Annotated in this window: 18 protein-coding genes and 1 pseudogene; 18 read left to right on the forward strand and 1 reads right to left on the reverse strand. The window is 39.1% G+C overall.

The genetic code is table 11. The features are described from left to right. Positions 1-10 precede the first annotated feature (10 nt). From NCY30_RS12580 to NCY30_RS12665, 18 genes are all read left to right on the forward strand, one after another. The gene (locus NCY30_RS12580; RefSeq protein WP_007286202.1) at positions 11-220 is read left to right on the forward strand and encodes a helix-turn-helix transcriptional regulator; all 210 of its coding nucleotides are present in this window, start codon (positions 11-13) and stop codon (positions 218-220) included. Between the two features lie 14 nt (positions 221-234). After that, entirely contained in the window at positions 235-564 is a 330-nt protein-coding gene (locus tag NCY30_RS12585; RefSeq protein ID WP_003061243.1) for a DUF3784 domain-containing protein, read from the forward strand. 15 nt (positions 565-579) lie between these two features. Then, on the forward strand, positions 580-810 hold the full coding sequence (locus NCY30_RS12590; RefSeq protein WP_003060191.1) for a hypothetical protein: 231 nt from the start codon (positions 580-582) through the stop codon (positions 808-810). Positions 811-976: 166 nt separating this feature from the next. Then, complete coding sequence (locus NCY30_RS12595; protein WP_003061398.1) at positions 977-1,747, forward strand: ABC transporter ATP-binding protein; 771 nt, start codon at positions 977-979, stop codon at positions 1,745-1,747. Further along, the gene (locus tag NCY30_RS12600; RefSeq protein ID WP_007286199.1) at positions 1,737-3,704 is read left to right on the forward strand and encodes an ABC transporter permease; all 1,968 of its coding nucleotides are present in this window, start codon (positions 1,737-1,739) and stop codon (positions 3,702-3,704) included. Before NCY30_RS12595 ends, NCY30_RS12600 begins: the two co-directional genes overlap by 11 nt. Before the next feature lie 58 nt (positions 3,705-3,762). Continuing rightward, the gene (locus tag NCY30_RS12605) at positions 3,763-4,422 is read left to right on the forward strand and encodes a response regulator transcription factor (RefSeq protein ID WP_015517518.1); all 660 of its coding nucleotides are present in this window, start codon (positions 3,763-3,765) and stop codon (positions 4,420-4,422) included. Continuing rightward, positions 4,419-5,423: a sensor histidine kinase gene (locus tag NCY30_RS12610; protein WP_007286197.1), complete on the forward strand. Its 1,005-nt coding sequence runs from the start codon at positions 4,419-4,421 to the stop codon at positions 5,421-5,423. Before NCY30_RS12605 ends, NCY30_RS12610 begins: the two co-directional genes overlap by 4 nt. A 294-nt stretch (positions 5,424-5,717) precedes the next feature. Beyond that, positions 5,718-6,137: an RNA polymerase sigma factor gene (locus tag NCY30_RS12615; RefSeq protein ID WP_003061815.1), complete on the forward strand. Its 420-nt coding sequence runs from the start codon at positions 5,718-5,720 to the stop codon at positions 6,135-6,137. A gap of 3 nt (positions 6,138-6,140) precedes the next feature. Then, entirely contained in the window at positions 6,141-6,395 is a 255-nt protein-coding gene (locus NCY30_RS12620) for a helix-turn-helix domain-containing protein (RefSeq protein WP_002322727.1), read from the forward strand. A gap of 373 nt (positions 6,396-6,768) precedes the next feature. Then, a complete protein-coding gene (locus NCY30_RS12625; RefSeq protein WP_002322728.1) occupies positions 6,769-6,972 on the forward strand; it encodes an excisionase in 204 nt (67 codons plus the stop codon). A 77-nt stretch (positions 6,973-7,049) separates the two neighbouring features. Next, the gene (locus tag NCY30_RS12630; RefSeq protein WP_003062094.1) at positions 7,050-8,240 is read left to right on the forward strand and encodes a site-specific integrase; all 1,191 of its coding nucleotides are present in this window, start codon (positions 7,050-7,052) and stop codon (positions 8,238-8,240) included. A 266-nt stretch (positions 8,241-8,506) separates the two neighbouring features. Further along, a complete protein-coding gene (gene ptsP, locus NCY30_RS12635; protein ID WP_055214683.1) occupies positions 8,507-10,132 on the forward strand; it encodes a phosphoenolpyruvate--protein phosphotransferase in 1,626 nt (541 codons plus the stop codon). A 51-nt stretch (positions 10,133-10,183) separates the two neighbouring features. Continuing rightward, the gene (locus tag NCY30_RS12640) at positions 10,184-11,566 is read left to right on the forward strand and encodes an NCS2 family permease (RefSeq protein ID WP_006428930.1); all 1,383 of its coding nucleotides are present in this window, start codon (positions 10,184-10,186) and stop codon (positions 11,564-11,566) included. Positions 11,567-11,689: 123 nt separating this feature from the next. Beyond that, positions 11,690-13,528, forward strand: a complete 1,839-nt coding sequence (locus tag NCY30_RS12645) for an ABC-F family ATP-binding cassette domain-containing protein (protein WP_055180134.1) — start codon at positions 11,690-11,692, stop codon at positions 13,526-13,528. Positions 13,529-13,545: 17 nt separating this feature from the next. Continuing rightward, positions 13,546-14,283 (forward strand): DUF975 family protein, encoded by a 738-nt coding sequence (locus tag NCY30_RS12650; RefSeq protein WP_006428928.1) that lies wholly within the window; start codon positions 13,546-13,548, stop codon positions 14,281-14,283. Continuing rightward, on the forward strand, positions 14,283-15,245 hold the full coding sequence (locus tag NCY30_RS12655; protein ID WP_006428927.1) for an alpha/beta hydrolase: 963 nt from the start codon (positions 14,283-14,285) through the stop codon (positions 15,243-15,245). The genes NCY30_RS12650 and NCY30_RS12655 overlap by 1 nt, the downstream gene beginning before the upstream one ends. Positions 15,246-15,276: 31 nt before the next feature. Then, a complete protein-coding gene (locus NCY30_RS12660; RefSeq protein ID WP_055180136.1) occupies positions 15,277-17,097 on the forward strand; it encodes a DUF6320 domain-containing protein in 1,821 nt (606 codons plus the stop codon). 262 nt (positions 17,098-17,359) lie between these two features. Further along, positions 17,360-17,863 carry a CarD family transcriptional regulator gene (locus NCY30_RS12665; protein ID WP_250818784.1) on the forward strand — a complete coding sequence of 168 codons (504 nt, stop codon included), beginning with the start codon at positions 17,360-17,362 and terminating at the stop codon, positions 17,861-17,863. Positions 17,864-18,023: 160 nt separating this feature from the next. Here the strand turns inward: NCY30_RS12665 and NCY30_RS12670 are convergent. Beyond that, positions 18,024-18,851, reverse strand: a pseudogene (locus tag NCY30_RS12670) (ABC transporter substrate-binding protein); the annotation flags it as partial. Positions 18,852-18,971 lie beyond the last annotated feature (120 nt).

Raw genomic sequence — 18,971 nt, forward strand, 5'->3', positions numbered from 1 at the left:
GGTTTATAGAATGGACGAACATTTAATTTTGCGAAACAGATTAAAAACTGTACGAAAAGAAAAAAAATTATCACAAACAGAATTAGCTGAACTAGTCGGGGTTTCTCGGAATACAGTTAGTTCTATTGAAACTGGACAATTTAATCCAACAGCAAAATTGGCATTAGTGCTTTGTATAGCTTTAGATAAAAAATTTGAAGAATTATTTTATTTTGATTAAAGGAGAGAACGATTATGGAATTAGAGGAATTGATTGTTGAAATAGTTATAGGATTGTTTTTACTTTTTACATCTTATCAAATAGGTATAAAAGAGAATATTACTTTATTACATGGTTATCATTATACACAACTTGACCCTAAAGATAAAAAGGTGTTTACAAAAAAAATAGGAATAGGCACTTTACTGGTTAGTATTGGTATTCTTGTTATGCCGATTATCAATTTAATCTCTCATTCTGAATTAGGCTATTACATAGGTCTTATTTTGATTGTTGTAGGAGTGTTTTATATCATATTCATCATTGTAAAATACAATGGAAAACTTATTAGCTTTAAAAAGTAGAATTGAGGTATGAATATGATAGGACTGAACAAAAGAGATATAAAAAAGGCATTGAAAGCTGGTGCAAAAGCTGGCGGTGTATCATTGGCTGATGTTCGGGCGGATATTGAAGCTACGATTGATGAAGCTATGAATAGCACCGACCCAGAGGTGCAGGCAAATTTCAAAAAGTATTTTGGGAATAAACGCCCTACACCAGAAGAATATATTTATATCATTACGAAAAAGACAAAGGCAAAATTATAATAAAAGGGTCGTGGAAATGCTTCACAAAATTGTGATCTGCATTATCACGGCTCTTTTACTCTCTGTTTACTTTCAAAACTGTAAGTGTAATTGAATACTGCCCTTGCTATAATTTAATTGTATTCCAAAACAAATAAATGTGGCAGGAAGAAAGGAGCGATTTTTAATGGAACACATTTTAAATTTAGAGCAAGTAAAAAAATACTACGGGGGTAACTCTGGAAATATCACAAAGGCAGTAGACGGTATTTCTATGTATGTAGATAAGGGCGAATTTGTCGCAATCATGGGAGCTAGTGGTTCTGGAAAGACTACCCTATTAAACTGTATCTCTACGATTGATACTGTAACCAGCGGACACATTACAGTCAATAATCAAGATATTACCAAAATCAAGGATAAAGATTTTGCTGATTTCAGACGTGAAAATTTAGGGTTCATTTTTCAAGATTTCAACCTTTTAGATACTTTAACGATTGGAGAAAACATTTCTTTATCATTGGTTATCAACAAACAGAACCCTACTGATATTGAGAAAAGAGTTCATGCTATCGCCGATAAATTGGGTATTCGTGATATTTTATCGAAATTTCCTTATGAAGTTTCTGGCGGACAAAAACAGCGTTGTGCTTGTGCTAGAGCCTTAATCAATGAACCGAAACTGATTTTAGCTGATGAACCGACGGGAGCTTTGGACTCAAAAGCTTCCAGATTATTACTGGAAACAATGTCTGAAATCAACAAGAAAATGCAGGCTACTATTTTAATGGTAACACATGACCCGTTTAGTGCGTCTTTCTGTGAACGTATTTTGTTCTTGAAAGACGGTAAAATATTCAATGAAATTTTCAGAGGGGAAAAAAGCAGAAAAGATTTCTTCAATGAAATACTGGATATATTAACCTTGCTCGGAGGTGAAGTGGGAAATGTTAGGTAAGTTAGCGTATAGAAATACAAAAAGAAATATTAAAGATTATTTGATTTATCTGATAACCGTTACTGCATCCTTTTCTCTTATATTTGCTTTTAATTTGGTGGCAAATTCTGATGAAATTGTAAAGTTATGTTCCAGTATGGATGCATTTAAGAATTCATTGTTCGCTGTAAATATTCTTATTATTTTTGTGATATGCTTTTTGATCAACTATACAACGAAATTTATGTTTGAAAAAAGAAGTAAAGAATTAGGAACATATATGCTTCTTGGCATTAAGAAAAAAGAAATTGCCCACTTAGTTGTAATTGAAAATATACTGTTGGGAATTTTAGCATTTGTATTAGCTATTCCTATTGGCTTTTTATTCAGCCAGTTTGTGTCGTTAGTAATTGTAAACTTACTGGGTATTCCAAAAACTCTCTTTATTTCTTTGAATTTCGTTTCTATTGGACTATTGATAATTTATTTTTTAACTATTTATGTTTTGGTTTTGCTTAATCTATTAAGAAGAATAAGTAAAATGACGATACGTGATTTTCTTTATTTTGACAAACAAAATGAAAAGAAAATGTTCCGTGACAGTAAAAAAAGAAATGTCATTTTTGTTTTAAGTATTATTCTTGGTGCGATTTCTCTTTTTCTCTGGAATTCACGTTGTACTATGGATAATTTTAATAAGCAAGAAACACTTACTTATTTGATGGTAAGCGTAATCATGTTGATTATCAGCATTTATGGTATATCTACAACTTGTGCAGATATGTTCTTGACTGTTTTGTTAAAGAATAAAAAAATGAAATATCAAAATGATAATCTGTTTGTAGCAAGAACATTTGCTTCTAAAGCAAGAACAATGAGCTTCACATTTGGTACATTGTCTATGTTGATTTTAACTTCACTGCTGGCTCTGAATTATTCTAGTATCAACAAAGCTTCGTATGATATCAGCGTGAATTTAAATGCACCATATGATGTACAACTCTTTGATGATAAGCAGGTATTTGATGAATATATTCGAGTAATTGAAGAAGAATATACGATTGTTAATACCATTGAGTACAACATTTATAAAGAGCCGAATCATCAGGTACAAAATTTCTTCCAATCAGAATATTATGATTTTGACCCAGTCTTGAAGTTAAGTGATTATAATAGGTTACTGGAATTAAGAAAGATGCCGTTGCTTTCTTTAAATGATAACGAATACTATATAGTTACAAATAGCAAGTTTGCATATAAGGTTGAAGATAACAAAGATATTGAAACCATAACAGTAGCAAATAAAAATTTGAAATTAAAAGGATATGACACTAAGTCTTATTGGAACTCTATAACTAATACTGGCAGATTTGTTGTTGTACTTCCAGATAAATATGTTCAAGGACTTGAAGTATCAGAAAATCATTTGATTATAGATACAAAAGAAGATACAGACGCAGAATTAGAAAATAAGATAAAAGAAGATATGCAACATCAATTAGTAAAGGTTGATGAAAATGGAGAAATAAATGATGAGTCGTATAGAGTAAACGTAAGAGGTGCAGAAATAGAACAACAAAAAGCAATGGTTGCAATAGTAGCCAGTCTGTTTATGTACATTGCATTTATTTTGATTTCCGCAGTAGGAACAATTTTGGCAGTTCAATCATTGAGCGACTCTACTAAATACAAATATCGCTACTTGACCTTGCGAAGATTAGGAATAAATGATAAGTCGCTATTTAAGACAATCAGAAAACAATTATTGATATTATTTTGTGTCCCTGCAATATCAGCAATATTATGTTCTTTTGTGATGATGTCGTCATTGAATAATGTGTATCAACAAATTTTGGGAGATAAACACCTTTATCTAATGTACTTTGGCTTGAATTTAATTATCTTCTTCCTAATTTATAGTATTTACTGGATAGCAACGTATATCGGTTTCAAACGAAATATCAATGAGGAGAGTTAGATTTTTCTAGCTCTCCTGCTGTGAAATTATTATAATGGTAAATCAAGGGGGTGTTGAAATGAGAATAGCAATTATCGAAGATGATGAAATCACTCGTTTGGAGCTTTCTAAATTATTGAACACACAAGGATATGAAACAGTTTTATTGATTGACTTTGGAAACCTGACAGATGAATTAAAGCAATATTCCATAGAACTGGTTCTGCTTGATATTAACCTGCCGTATGAGAATGGCTATGAAGTATGCAGGAAAATAAAACAAGTCATGCCAGTACCGATTATCTTTGTAACAAGCAGAGATACAAATGCTGACGAATTGAAAAGTATTCAAGTGGGTGGGATTGACTTCATCACAAAGCCGTATGACACGCTTATTCTTCTTGAGAAGATCAAGCGTGCATTGCAGTTATCAAACCCGAATAATTTCCGTGAGCTTGTTAAAAAAGATTGTACCCTTGATTTACATTTATCTATTTTGAAGTATCAAGAGAAAAGCATTGAATTGACAAGAAATGAATTTCGTATTTTATACTACTTCTTTATGAACGAAGATAAAGTTATCAGTAAGGAAGAACTATTGGAAAAGCTGTGGAACGACAAATATTATTTAGACGAAAATGTATTACTGGTTAATATGACCCGTCTAAAAAAGAAAATGAAAGAAATCGGTATTGTTCATTTATTGGAAAATATACGAGGAAAGGGTTGGAAACTGTGAGCTTTTTTACATTCTTAGAAGAAAAAATAACAGAGATATTGTTTCAGCTTTTCTTTCTTGCCTTAGTAGCATTTCTCTTGATTTTCTACGGTGTAGATACGCTATTTGTTGTATTGCTGGTAATTCTGTTCATCAGCATACAAGGGCTTTTTCAATGGTGTTTGTATCGGAAGAAACGTAAGGCTTCGCAACATATTATTGATTTAGTAGACGGACTGGAAGAAACCTACTATATTGCAGATGTTTTACCAAAGCCAAAAGAATTTCAAAATGAAGCCTATTACTACGCACTAAAAAAAGCCTGCAAATCTATGAATGATGAAATCGGTAAAATCACAGAGGAAAAGCAGGATTATCAAGAATATGTGGAAAGTTTCGCCCATGAAATTAAAATACCGATAGGAGCATTGTCTTTGACGTTCGATAATACGAAAAATTACACGTTAAAAAAAGAAACAGACAAGATATTTCAGTTGGTGGAACAAATGCTCTACTATGCAAGGAGTGAAAATACGGAAAAGGACTATTTTGTAAAACAGTTGCAGTTAGACGAAGTGATACATAATGTCATTCTGAAATTTCGTCATTCACTTATGGAAAGGAAAGTAATTATCAATATCCATGACATAGAGAATGTTGTATATACTGATGAAAAATGGCTGACATTCATTCTATCTCAAATCGTGCAAAATGCGATTAAGTATTTTGACAAGCAGGAAAACAAACTGACGATATACAGTCAAGACAACGGAACAAATATACTGCTTGTAATTGAAGATAATGGCTGTGGAATAAAAACGTCTGATTTATCCCGTGTATTTGAAAAAGGCTTTACTGGTTCTAACAGAAACAAGGCAAATGCAACAGGTATGGGACTGTATCTATCTAAAAAATTATGCGATAGGTTGGGATTGAAATTGGATATTGCTTCTACGGAAAAAGAATATACAAGACTGACAATTATATTTCCAAAAGGAACAGTTCATAATTTTTCAGAGTAATTTGAAAAACCATGCCAACATTGATACGGTGCTTTAAGGGGGCTTGCGTTATGGAAAGCTTTAAGTACAATTATTTGCAATCAAATCCCACCTAATAGCACACTATTAAAAATTGAATATGTTTTAGCTTTAAAGGCTCGTACAGACTATATGTTTTGTGCGGGCTTTTTTCATACCCGAAAAAATTTAAAAAATTTTTCAAAAGAGGTCATTAAATCACACCTAGCTGTCCTTATATGGTGCGGAAAGAGGGATAAACACTTTTCAAATCATAAAGGAAAGGAGGTGAGATTGATGAAACCGTCTGACTTCCAGAAAACAGTTCAATGTCGTTTTGAAAGTTGTTTAAAGAAAGTTGTCCGTAGTGTCGTGAAAGATTATTACAAGGAATTAAACCGTCGTAAGAATAAAGAAATATCTTTCAGCGAATTGCCAGATGTCCTTGTTGATAAAATGGCTGTTTGGGACGACTACGAAACAGATTATACAATCTTTTCAGTATGTGGCATTGATATTCGTGTCCTTGATGATGAATTGGCAGAAGCCTTGAAGAAACTTCCAGAAAGAAAACGCAATACTCTGTTGATGTATTACTTCTTGGAAATGACAGAAAGTGAAATTGCCAACTTGCAGAAAATCACGCAAAGCGGTGTATTTAGAAACCGACATCACGCTTTGGAAACTATGAAAAAAATACTCAAGGAGGAACATTAGAAAATGAAACAGTTATTTAAGAAACCGTCTTATTACTTGATTTCATCAGCTATGGACGGAAACGAAAAAGCGATTGAAAAATTACTGGCATTTTATGACCCTTACATATCAAAGTGCTGTTTGCGTTCACTTTATGATGAATACGGCAATGTTTATATCGTTGTAGATATGGAATTAAAAGGACGTATCAGAGAAGCACTTATCAAAATGATTTTAGGTTTTGATATTGAAGATATGGACTTAGAACCAGAAGAATAAGCAGTTTTTAGCGGAGCATGATTTAATATCCCCCTCTTTCCTGCTCTGCCACCTGCTTTTATATGAAAGCAACACGCTTTCACCACAGCTCTTTGACAACTGAATAAAGCAGACAGATACGTTTGTGAGATGGCGAGCCACGGGGACTGTACGCCACGACCTTTTCAAAAGAAAGCGAGCGACCCACGCAGTGATCCGAGAGCGACTGTTGGAAAAGTTGTTTTGCCACGACCTATCCTCACAGAATAATGATACGTCCGCATGGTGCGGTTCTGCCCACAAGAATGGGAATAGTTGAGATACTAATGGAGCTTTCCAAAGCCGTCTGCCTGCTTGTAAAAAACGACACACAGTAAAGGGGGGTGCATAGATTATGAACAATACTGATGTGCCTATTTGGGAAAAATATACGCTGACGGTTGAAGAAGCGTCCAAATACTTCCGCATTGGCGAAAAGAAATTGCGTAAATTAGCCGAAGAAAATCTTGACGCTGGCTGGGTTATCGTGAACGGCAACCGTATTCAGATTAAGCGAAAACAATTTGAAAAAATCATAGATACATTGGACGAAATCTAATGTCATTGAGCCGTAGATATGGTATAATAAATATAGCGTATCACGGCTCGTTCCATGACGGAAAGGAGCTTTACACTATGTCTAATGTAAAACGAAAAGACAGTAAAAATCGCAATTTGCGTAATGGAGAGAGCCAGCGAAAAGACGGAAGATACGTTTATAAATATACCGATATATACGGAAAGCCACAATTTATCTATTCTTGGAAACTTGTACCGACAGACAAGACACCTGCTGGAAAGCGTGATGATATATCGTTGAGGGAAAAAGAAACACAGATTAAAAAAGACCTTAACGACGGTATCGATACAGCAGGCGGTAAAATGACAGTCTGCCAGCTCTACGACAAGAAGAACAGCCAAAGAAAGAACATCAAGAGGGCTACTGAAAAAGGACGACAGTATCTTATGAACGCTCTGAAAAATGACCCATTGGGTATGAGGGCGATTGATACTGTTAAGCAGTCGGACGCTAAAGAATGGGCTATCAGAATGAGCGAAAAAGGATACGCCTATAAAACGATTGATAACTACAAGCGTTCCTTGAAAGCGTCATTTTACATGGCGATACAAGACGACTGTATCAGAAAGAACCCGTTTGAATTTAAGCTAAGTGATGTTCTGGAAGATGATACGGAGCAGAAAGTTATCCTTACACCAGAGCAGGAAGAACGCCTGCTTGCCTTTATGGAAAAGGATAAGATTTACAGCAAGTATTATGATGAGGTTGTGCTTCTGCTGGAAACGGGACTTCGTATTTCTGAATTTTGCGGACTAACGACGCATATTGATATGCAGAACAGAATACTCAATATAGACCACCAGTTATTGAAAGACAGCGAAATCGGCTACTATATTGAAACGCCAAAGACCAAAAACGGAAAACGAGAACTTCCATTGACAGAACGGGCTTATCAAGCAATCCAAAGAATACTAAAGAACAGAGGAAAGGCACAACCGTTGATTGTAGGTGGTTATAGCAATTTCCTATTCTTGAACCGTGAGGGCTTACCTAAAGTTGCAGGAAACTATGAGGGCATGGTGCGAGGACTAATTAAGAAGTATAACAAGTATCACACGGACAAGTTACCGAACATCACACCACATTCATTCCGACATACTTACTGTACGAATATGGCAAACAGAGGAATGAACCCAAACACCCTGCAATATCTTATGGGACACGCTAACATAACCATGACACTTGGCTATTATGCACACGGTACATTTCAATCTGCAAAAGCAGAACTGGAAAGACTGGCTTGTTAATATCGGAGCTTATATTTACTACTCATTTACTACTTTTGGTTGCATTTTCATGCTGGTAAATGCCAGCTTATGCAAGGTATCTTCCAAAAAGAAAATACCGATAAAGCCCTAAAATACGGGATATATCGGCATTTACCAACTTATGAAAAGATAATCAGAAATTTAGTAAGTTTTTGTTATAAAAAGTAATCTACTTGACGAATGAACGGCAAACGTGTAAAGTATTATTGTTCATACTAATAAAGGTTTAAAAGGGTTGGAAAACTATGATTACATTGACTGGAAAAAAAATATCAGAAGGAATTGCAATCGGAAAACTTTCCTTTTATAAGCGGGATACAAAAGAGATTCGCAGAATCTATGTAAAAGATGTAGAAAAAGAGGTTATGCGTTTTCAGAAAGCAAGGCAGAAAGCGTTGCAGGAACTGAGGGATCTGTATGATTCGGCTTCTAAGGAAGTAGGTGAAGCGAATGCAGCTATATTTGAGATGCAGCAGATGATCCTTGAAGATCAGGAAATCATCAGGCAGATTACAAATATTATCGTAGAGCATAAGTTGAATGCAGAGTATGCTGTAAAAAATGCGGTGGAAAATGTACTGGCAAGTGCGGCAAAAAGTAATAAAAGTTATGTACAGGGACACGAAGCAGATATTAAAGATGTGTCGACAAGGGTACTTCGGATTCTTGCAAGGGCATGGAAAGATAAGATGCTGACAGATGAACCGTTTATACTGGCAGCCGGTGAATTATATCCAAGTGAGGCAGTAAAGCTTGATAAGAGCAAGATTCTTGGGTTTGTTACCAGATACGGAACAATTAATTCTCATACGGCAGTGCTTGCAAGAACAAAAGGAATTCCATCTGTGATCGGACTGGGAGAGTCTTTAAAGAAAGAATACGAAGGCAAGACCATTATTATCGATGGTTTTGAGGGAAAAGTATATATCGAACCTGATTATACAACGATTTCAAAGATGAAACAGAGACAAGATGAGAATCATACGCAGGTACAGAGTCTGGAACGTCTGAAGGGAAAAGAAAATATTACGCAGAGCGGACAAAAAATTGATGTGTGCGCGAATATCGGAAGCAGAGAAGACATTGAAAGCGTTCTGCGCAGTGATGCGGGTGGAATCGGATTATTCAGAAGTGAATTTATTTATATGGAAAATGGTCCGAAACTTCCGACAGAAGAACAGCAGTTTCAGGTATATCGTCTGGCAGCAGAAGCGATGGGAATGAAAAAGGTTGTGATCCGTACAGCAGATCTGGGCGGTGAAAAGACAGCAGAGTGTCTGGATCTGGGAGAAGAGAATAATCCTGAGATAGGATACAGGGGAATCCGTGTGTCACTGGATAAAGACGAGATATTCAAGACGCAGTTACGTGCAATTTTACGTGCATCTGCTTATGGAAAGATGTCTATTATGTTCCCGATGGTTACAGATGTAAAAGAAGTACAGCAGGCAAAACTGCTTCTGGAAAAGATAAAAAAAGAGTTAAAAGATGAGAAGATTCCGTTTAATGAAGAAATACAGATCGGAGTTATGATTGAAACACCGGCAGCGGTTATGATAAGCGGTGAACTGGCACGGGAGGCTGATTTTTTCAGTATAGGAACGAATGATCTGACGCAGCTTACACTGGGAATGGACAGAACAAATTCTAAACTGGATCATTTTTATAATCCGCATCATCCGGCATTGCTTAAAATGATACGTATTATTGCGAATAATGTACATCTGGAGGGAAAAACAATCAGCATATGTGGTGATCTGGCAGCAGATCTGGACATGACAGAACAATTCCTGCAGATGGGAATCGATGAGTTATCCGTAGCACCAAATCAGGTACTTGCTTTAAGAAAAAAAATAAGAGAGATACAGTAATTTTGTTGTTGTTATCTTATTTTTTGAGAGTATAAGGAGGAAAAGAGAAACATGTTGGAAAAATTATTTAAGCTCCGTGAGAACGGAACCGATGCCAAAACAGAGGTTATGGCAGGTATCACTACGTTCATGACTATGGCGTACATACTTGCAGTCAATCCGAGTATCCTGTCTGCAACAGGGATGGATTCCGGTGCAATCTTTACATCGACAGCGCTGGCTGCAATGATCGGTACATTCTTGATGGCGTTCTTCGCCAATTACCCGTTCGCACTGGCACCTGGAATGGGACTGAATGCATACTTTGCCTATACTGTTGTTCTTGGAATGGGTTATAAGTGGGAAGTTGCATTAACGGCAGTATTTGTAGAAGGTATCGTTTTCATCGTACTTTCACTTACGAATATCCGTGAGGCAATCTTCAATGCAATTCCGAAGAATCTGAAGTCGGCAGTAAGTGTCGGTATCGGATTATTCATTGCATTTATCGGACTTCAGAATGCGAATATCGTAGTAGGAGGTTCTACACTTCTGCAGTTATTCTCCATTGATGGATATAACAGTGCCAAAGGTGTGGAAGCTTCTATGAGTAACGTAGGAATCACGGTCATTCTTGCACTGATCGGTGTGGGAATTACAGGAATTCTGGTAATAAAGAATGTAAAGGGAAATATCTTATGGGGAATCCTGATTACATGGATTCTTGGAATCATCTGTCAGATGGCGGGTATCTATGTAGCGAATCCAGAAATTGGATTCTACAGCCTGCTTCCGGATTTCAGCAAGGGATTCACAATTCCAAGCATCATGCCGGTATTTGGAAAGCTTGACTTCAGCGGAATATTCTCTTTGAACTTTATCGTTGTCATCTTTGCATTCTTATTTGTAGATATGTTTGATACGATCGGAACACTGATCGGTGTGTCTACAAAGGCAGGTATGTTAGATGAGGAGGGACGTCTTCCGAATATCAAAGGTGCGCTGATGGCAGATGCGGTTGCAACAACCGTTGGAGCAGTGCTTGGAACAACAACGACTACGACATTTGTAGAGAGTGCATCCGGTGTATCCGAAGGAGGAAGAACGGGACTGACTTCTGCAACGACAGCTATTTTATTCGGCCTGTCACTGTTCCTGTCACCAATCTTCCTTGCAATTCCTTCATTTGCAACAGCACCGGCCCTGATCGTGGTTGGATTCTACATGCTGACAAATGTGACACACATTGATTTTGATGATTTTTCAGAGGCACTGCCATGCTACATCTGTATTCTGGCTATGCCATTCTTCTACAGCATTTCAGAAGGTATCTCTATGGGAGTTATCTCTTATGTGATCCTGAATCTGATGACTGGAAAAGCAAAAGAAAAGAAGATCAGCGCATTAATGTATGTACTTACGGTATTATTCATATTGAAATATGTCTTTCTGTAAAATATAATAGAAAGAGGAGAACGAAAAGAGATCGGAGTTTCCGGTCTCTTTTCTGGCCTGTCAGGCATTTTACAGGGACTGCCGATGGGAAGATCCGAAAGGCTTATGAAGGAGAACTAAAGTATGAATTTACTTACGATGGAGCATATTACGAAGGCTTATACTGACCGTGTCCTTCTGAATGATGTTGCATTCAGCATCAATGAGAATGAAAAGATCGGTGTGATCGGAATTAACGGAATGGGAAAATCTACGCTTTTAAAAGTGGCAGCCGGGATAGAACCATACGATGAAGGTAAGATCAGTATAGGAAATCAGGTCAAGATCTGTTATCTGCCGCAGACACCGGAATTTGAAGAGGGAACAACGGTGTTGCGTGCGGCAATCGCAGACAATGTGAATGAGCTGAATCAGTGGACAATTGAAGCAGATGCCAGATCCATGCTGAACAAGCTTGGCTTCTATGACTATGACGAGAAAGTAGAGCATATGTCCGGCGGTCAGAAGAAGAGAATTGCACTGGTCAATGCATTGCTTACACCGGCAGATATCCTGGTACTGGATGAACCGACCAACCACCTGGATAATGCGATGTCTGAGTGGCTGGAGGAATATCTGATCGGATTTCGCGGGGCAATCCTGATGGTTACCCATGACCGTTATTTTCTGGATCGTGTGGCAACCAGGATCGTGGAAGTAGATCAGGGGAAATTATACAGCTACCCTGGAAATTATTCGGAGTTTGTCAAGTTAAAAGCAGAACGTCAGGATATGGCACTGGCGACAGAAAGAAAGAGAAAGAGTCTTCTGCGTACAGAACTCGAATGGCTGGGAAGAGGTGCAAGAGCCAGAAGTACGAAGCAGAAAGCACACATTGACCGCATCAAGGCAATGCAGGAGATCAAGGACATTCAGGAAGAAAAGAAAGTGGTACTGGATTCCGTAGCGTCCCGTATGGGAAATAAGACGATCGAGCTTCAGAACATCAGTAAATCTTATGGAGCAAGAAAGCTGATCGATGACTACAGTTACATTTTCCTAAAAAATGACAGAATCGGAATCATCGGACCGAATGGCTGTGGAAAGACGACACTTCTTAAGATTATTAATGGGATTGTAAAACCGGATAATGGCACGATCGAGATTGGGCAGACGATCCGGATCGGATATTTCTCTCAGGAGAATGAATATATGGATGCATCCATGAAAGTGATTGATTATGTCAAAGAAGTGGGAGAATATGTTACGACATCAGACGGAAAGATCACGGCATCCCAGATGCTGGAGCGCTTCTTATTTGACGGAGCCATGCAGTGGTCAAAGATTGAGAAGCTTTCCGGGGGAGAAAAGAGAAGACTGTACCTGATGCGTGTTTTGATGAGTGCACCGAATGTACTGATCCTGGATGAGCCGACCAACGATCTGGATATCCAGACGCTGACGATCCTGGAAGATTATCTGGATCACTTTGACGGAATTATCATCACGGTATCACATGACCGTTATTTCCTGGATCGTATTGTGAACCGTATCTTCTCATTTGAAGGAGACGGAAAAGTACGACAGTTCGAGGGTGGTTATTCGGATTATCTGATCCGCAAAGAACTGGAAGGTCTGGATACAGAGATGTCATTGAAAGGACATGCTGCCGGGACAGAGGAACAGCCGAAGAAGGCAGAAAGCTCTTCGAAAGACACCTGGAAACAGCGGGAACCAAAGCTGAAATTCACATTCAAAGAGCAGAGGGAGTTCGAGTCGATCGATGATGACATTGCAAAACTGGAAGAAAAGATTGAGACACTGGATGCACAGATTGCAGCCAATGCGACTAATTCGGTGAAATTGCGGGAACTTATGGAGAAAAAAGAAGAGACTGAGAATGCACTGGATGAGAAGATGGACCGATGGGTATATCTGAATGATTTAAATGAAAAGATTCAAGATGCAAAGCAACAGGGATAAACAAGGAGAAAAAGTATATGAACTGGACAAGAGAAAGACTGAAAACAAATGGTAAGATTGCATTTAAGAAGAATTACTGGGCATGTGTGGCTGTAGCAGTGATCATGGGAATCATCACGGGACTTAGCAGCATAAGCGGAGGAAGAACCGGAAGTGGTGCTTCACAGAACAGTCTGTATGGGAATGACGGGTTTTCATTCTCATATCATTACGGATGGGGATTCCCATTTGCAGGGCTGGCAATTGCAATGGCTGCGATTATATTAACGATTGTAATATGGGCACTGAAGATATTCGTGGGAAATCTTCTGGAAGTAGGTGGAAAACGTTTCTTCGTATTGAATAAGACAGAGAATCCAACGGTTGGAACGATGTTTGATGCATTCCGTTCCGGACATTATGTGAATATTGTACTGACCATGTTCTTAAGAGAACTTTTTACATCCTTATGGACATTACTGCTGGTGATTCCAGGAATCGTGAAGCATTATGAATACCTAATGATTCCTTACATTCTTGCAGAGAATCCGGGAATGGACAGAAAAGAAGCATTCCAGATCAGTAAGCGTATGATGGACGGACAGAAGATGGAGACGTTTATTCTGGATCTGTCATTCCTTGGATGGGATATTCTTACGGTTATCACATGTGGAATGGTGGGGATTTTCTACGCTTCTCCATACAAGCAGGCAACTTTTGCAGAGTTATATGCATTTAATAAAGCAAAAGCATATGAGGAAGGATATATCAGATAATGGCGATCAACAAATCAATGAGGCGGGTATTAAAAGCGCTGTCCTTCGACGGCATTGAAGTGGAGGCTTCAAGACACCTGGCGAATTTAAAAGCAATTGATCCGATGAAGATATTTCATAAGACGATTGACTATAAGATTTATAACGGCAATCATCAGATCCCTGTAAGGATATTCCTTCCAGGGGAAAAGATGGAGGATGATCTGCCGGTATTTCTGTTCTTTCACGGGGGAGGATGGGTAACGGAAAGTATTGATAATTATGAAAGAATCTGTGCCCGTCTTGCTTCGGCAACAGATCATATCGTTGTATCGGTAGAGTACCGGCTGGCGCCGGAGTATCCATTTCCCATTGGTTTTTACGATTGTTATATGGCGGCAAAGGCTATGTACACGAACCAGTTTATCTTGAATACAGATCCGGATAAGATTACACTGATCGGAGACAGTGCCGGTGGGAATCTGGCAGCAGCTGTTTCACTGATGGCAAGAGATCAGGGAGAATTCCTGCCGAAGAGACAGATACTGATCTATCCTGCGGTAAATAATGATTACAGTGAGGAGTCCCCATATTTGTCGGTAAGACGTTACGGGACGGAATATCTTCTGACTGCGGGAAAGATGCGGGATTATATTAATTTCTATGCATCGGCAGAAGAAGATAAGAAAAGTAAATATCTTGCACCTCTCATGGAGACCGATTACAGCAACCAGCCGGATACACTGATCTTAACGGCGGAATGTGATCCTCTCAGAGATGAGGGGGAAGAGTATGGAAGAAGGTTAAAAGAAGCGGGCAATAAGGTGGAGGTGCACAGAATACAGGATGCACTTCACGGATTCTTTGCACTGGGAGTAAAATATTACCATGTACAGGAGAGCTTTGCTATTATTAACCGTTTCCTGAGCGGCTATACATCTGATGAAAACAGCCGGAAGGTTAGTCCTGCAAACGAAGAATAAAGCGGGAAAGTAAAGGGGGAGGAGAAAGCCGGTGTTTGAGCAAAAACGTGCTTACTGGAGAAGTCTGGATAATGCGGCAAAGTTATTTTCCGCAGCCAGCAGCCCGAAAGATACCAGAGTGTTCCGGTTCTATTGTGAGCTGAAAGAAGAAGTAAAAGAAGAGATATTACAGGAAGCTCTGAATCAGACGATACAAAAGTATCCCGTATTTTTGTCGGTTATGAGAAAGGGGCTTTTCTGGCATTATCTGGAGAAAAGTGAATTAAGACCGGTGGTAAGGGAAGAATATAAAGAACCTTGCAGCAGCCTGTATGTACGGGATAAAAAGACACTTTTATTTGAAGTGACATATTATGAAAAACGGATCAATTTTGAAGTATTTCATGCGCTGACAGATGGAACCGGTGCAACAGAATTCCTAAGAGAACTGGTGAAGAATTATCTGTATCTGATCCACGAAGAAGATCTGGAACCGGTGGAGCTGTCAAACCAGTATCTGACGGTAAAAGATCAGGAAGATGACAGTTTCAGCCGATATTATGATCCGGATTTTCCAAGAAAGAAAAAGAAAAAGATCAGGGCGGTTCAGATCAAAAAGGGTGGAAAAGGATATGAAGAGCTGCAGATCAATGAAGCTTCCATGTCGGTAAAAGAACTGCTGGGGATTGCCAGAGAAAAGAAAGTCTCCATGTCGGTGCTCCTGACGGCTGCATTTATCTGTGCAATCCATGAAGAAATGAGCCGGATGCAGGAGAAGAAGCCGGTTATCCTGATGGTTCCGGTGAATTTAAGAAAGATTTTTCCATCGGATTCGATGCTGAATTTCTTCGGTTATATAGAGCCGGGGTATCAGTTCGGAGGGGGAAAAGATTCTTTTGAAGATGTACTGGAGGCAGTAAAGTTATATTTTCAGGAGAATTTGTCCAAAGAGCATATGGCAGGACGGATGAATGAACTGATTGCAATAGAAAAGCATAAGATCTTAAAATGGGCACCGCTGGAACTGAAAAACCGCTGTATCCGTGCGGGTGCCAAGATGGCGGAGCAGGAAGTAACCGCCGTGCTTTCGAACATGAGTGTGGTAAAGATGCCGGAAGATTATGCGCAATATATTGAAAAGTTTGGCGTGTATACAAGTACGAACCGGACAGAATTATGTATCTGTTCTTTTCAAGATACGTTATCACTTGGCTTTACATCGAGATACGACAGCACGAATATCCAGCGGAATTTCTACCGGATATTGAAAGAACTGGGGGCTTCGGTCAAAGTGGCAGAACCGGATTTCCCGGAGGATGCAAGACCAAATTATGAAGGAAAGAAAGTATTACAGATCTTTACATTTTGCTGTATTGCAGCGATCGTGATCAGTATGATGACGGATATCATTATATCGCCCGGTGTGCACTGGTCGGTGTTCGTGGCAGCCGGGTGTGCGACGATGTGGCTTACGATGGCAGTCGGTTATGTGAAACGGTTCAATCTGCTGAAGAATGCGGCATGGCAGCTTCTGATCATGTCAGGAATCTGTGTATTGTGGGATCTCGGAACCGGATGGAGAGGCTGGTCTGTGAATATCGGAATTCCGGATATCTGCCTGCTGATCCAGGTTGTAATGTTGATCATATCAAGAATACGTTCCCTGTCACCGAGAGAATATATGATCTATTATGTGATGGCCGCTGTCTATTCGATGATTCTTCCATTGATTCTTTTAGTGACAGGAGTAATCCATTACAGGACTCCATCGGTTATCTGTATCGGGTGCAGTTTTCTGCTGTTGATCGGATTAATTTTATTCAAACGAAAAGAATTTAAAGAAGAAATGCATAAAAAATTCCACGTTGGCTGATACTGATAGAAAGGAAAATATTGGTGGCTTTGTGCGGTGCAGGGTTGATTTTGAGAGAAATTCTTAAAAAAATCTTACATCCGTGAAATGGTTGTGATATAATAGGTATATCAAGAGTTTATGTCAGCGCGTTTACAAATTTCATAATACGATACCAGAAAAGATGGCGTGCAGTTCGATATAACTTCGGATTGTGCGCTCTTTTAGCGTTGTCATACATCTGCAGGTTACCATGAGAGAAGTGTTAGAACAGGAGGCAGAAATGTTCAAAATAGGAGATTATGTGGCGCATTATAAGGAGGGCGTCTGCGAAGTAGTAAATATTGGCAAGATTGACATGGGCAGTTCGGACAAAGAGTATTATACGTTAAAACCGGTATATGATGCAGGTGGAACGGTATACACACCAGTCGATAATAAGCGGGATCAGATCAGAAAACTGATCACAAAAGAAGAGGCGGAGAATCTGATCAAAGAGATGCCAAAGATCGATACCATTGGTGTGACAAATGAAAAACAGCGGGAAGGAATGTACAAGAACGCATTGTTACACAATCAGTGCCGGGAGTGGATCTCACTGATCAAGACTTCATATGGAAGAAATAAGAAGAGATTACTGGCGGGAAAAAAGACGATCAACGTTGATGAGAGATATATGTCCAGCGCCGAGAAGTTCCTGTATGGAGAACTGGCAGTGGTGATGGAGATTCCGAGAGATAAAGTCAGCGGTTATGTGAAAGAGCACCTGGATGCGGAGCTGGCATAGGCGAATATAGGAAGAAAAAGAAAACTGCTGATAGCAGGTTCTTACGAATATATGATAATTTAAAAATAATGCTGCAGAACGAAGAAAAGTTTGCAGCATTATTTTTTATACCATAGTAAGCAAGAGAAGTTGCCGGTTTTGTAGATATCGGAGTATAGAGTTAATTGGTTTTCTGGGTATCGTTGCTTGTTTTTGCTGCCTTTTCTGCATAAGTAGTATTTACGAGATCCTTGTAAGGTGCGCGTTCCTTAAGCTCGCCTGCTTCTTCTAAGATATCCTGAAGAAGATCAAAGCTTTCCTGCCGGAAGATCAGATCTTTTTTCCATGTATCCTGCTCATAATAGCGGGAAATGATGGTTGTGATCGTATCCAGTGTGGTCTCTTTGAACTGAGGAGCGATTGCCTGGGCAATGTCTTCCGGTGTGTGGGATGCCACGTAGTCCATACCTTTTTGCAGTGCATTGGTGAATCCCTGGACGACTTCCGGATGTTTGTTGATGTAACTCTTCTTTGCAGAGAAAGCAGTGTACGGAACATAGCCGCTGTCCGTTCCAAGAGAGGCGACAACGTATCCCTTACCCTGTTTTTCAAGATTGGTTGCACCAGGTTCGAATTCTACGGTGAAGTCGTAATCGGATTTGTCTTCTGCGAAGGCCGCCGCAGTAGAACCGAAATCAATATTCTGGTCGATGGTGAGATCTGTAGCCGGATCGATATGGTTCTGGTTTAAGATATACTCAAATACCATTTCAGGCATGCCGCCTTTTCTACCGCCGATGACCTTCTTGCCTTTCAGATCTTCCCATTTGAAATCCTTAATATCTTCCCTGGCAACCAGGAAGTTACCGGCGCGCTGGGTGAGCTGGGCAAAGTTTACAACATAATCATTCGCCCCCTCGTTATATGTGTAGATAGAAGCTTCCGAACCCATAAAGCCGATGTCGGCAGTTCCGGAGAGGACGGCCGTCATAGTTTTGTCGGCTCCAAATGGAACAGTATAGTTAGTACAAGACGCATCACAGAAAATCGACGGAGGTTATGGTACTGTCTTCATTTATATGGATTTCCTGAATGATGGAACGCCAGAAAGCTCTGCGGTTTTCTTGTG

Source organism: Dorea sp. MB18-49 (assembly GCF_023669465.1).
GTDB lineage: Bacteria > Bacillota > Clostridia > Lachnospirales > Lachnospiraceae > Dorea_A > Dorea_A longicatena.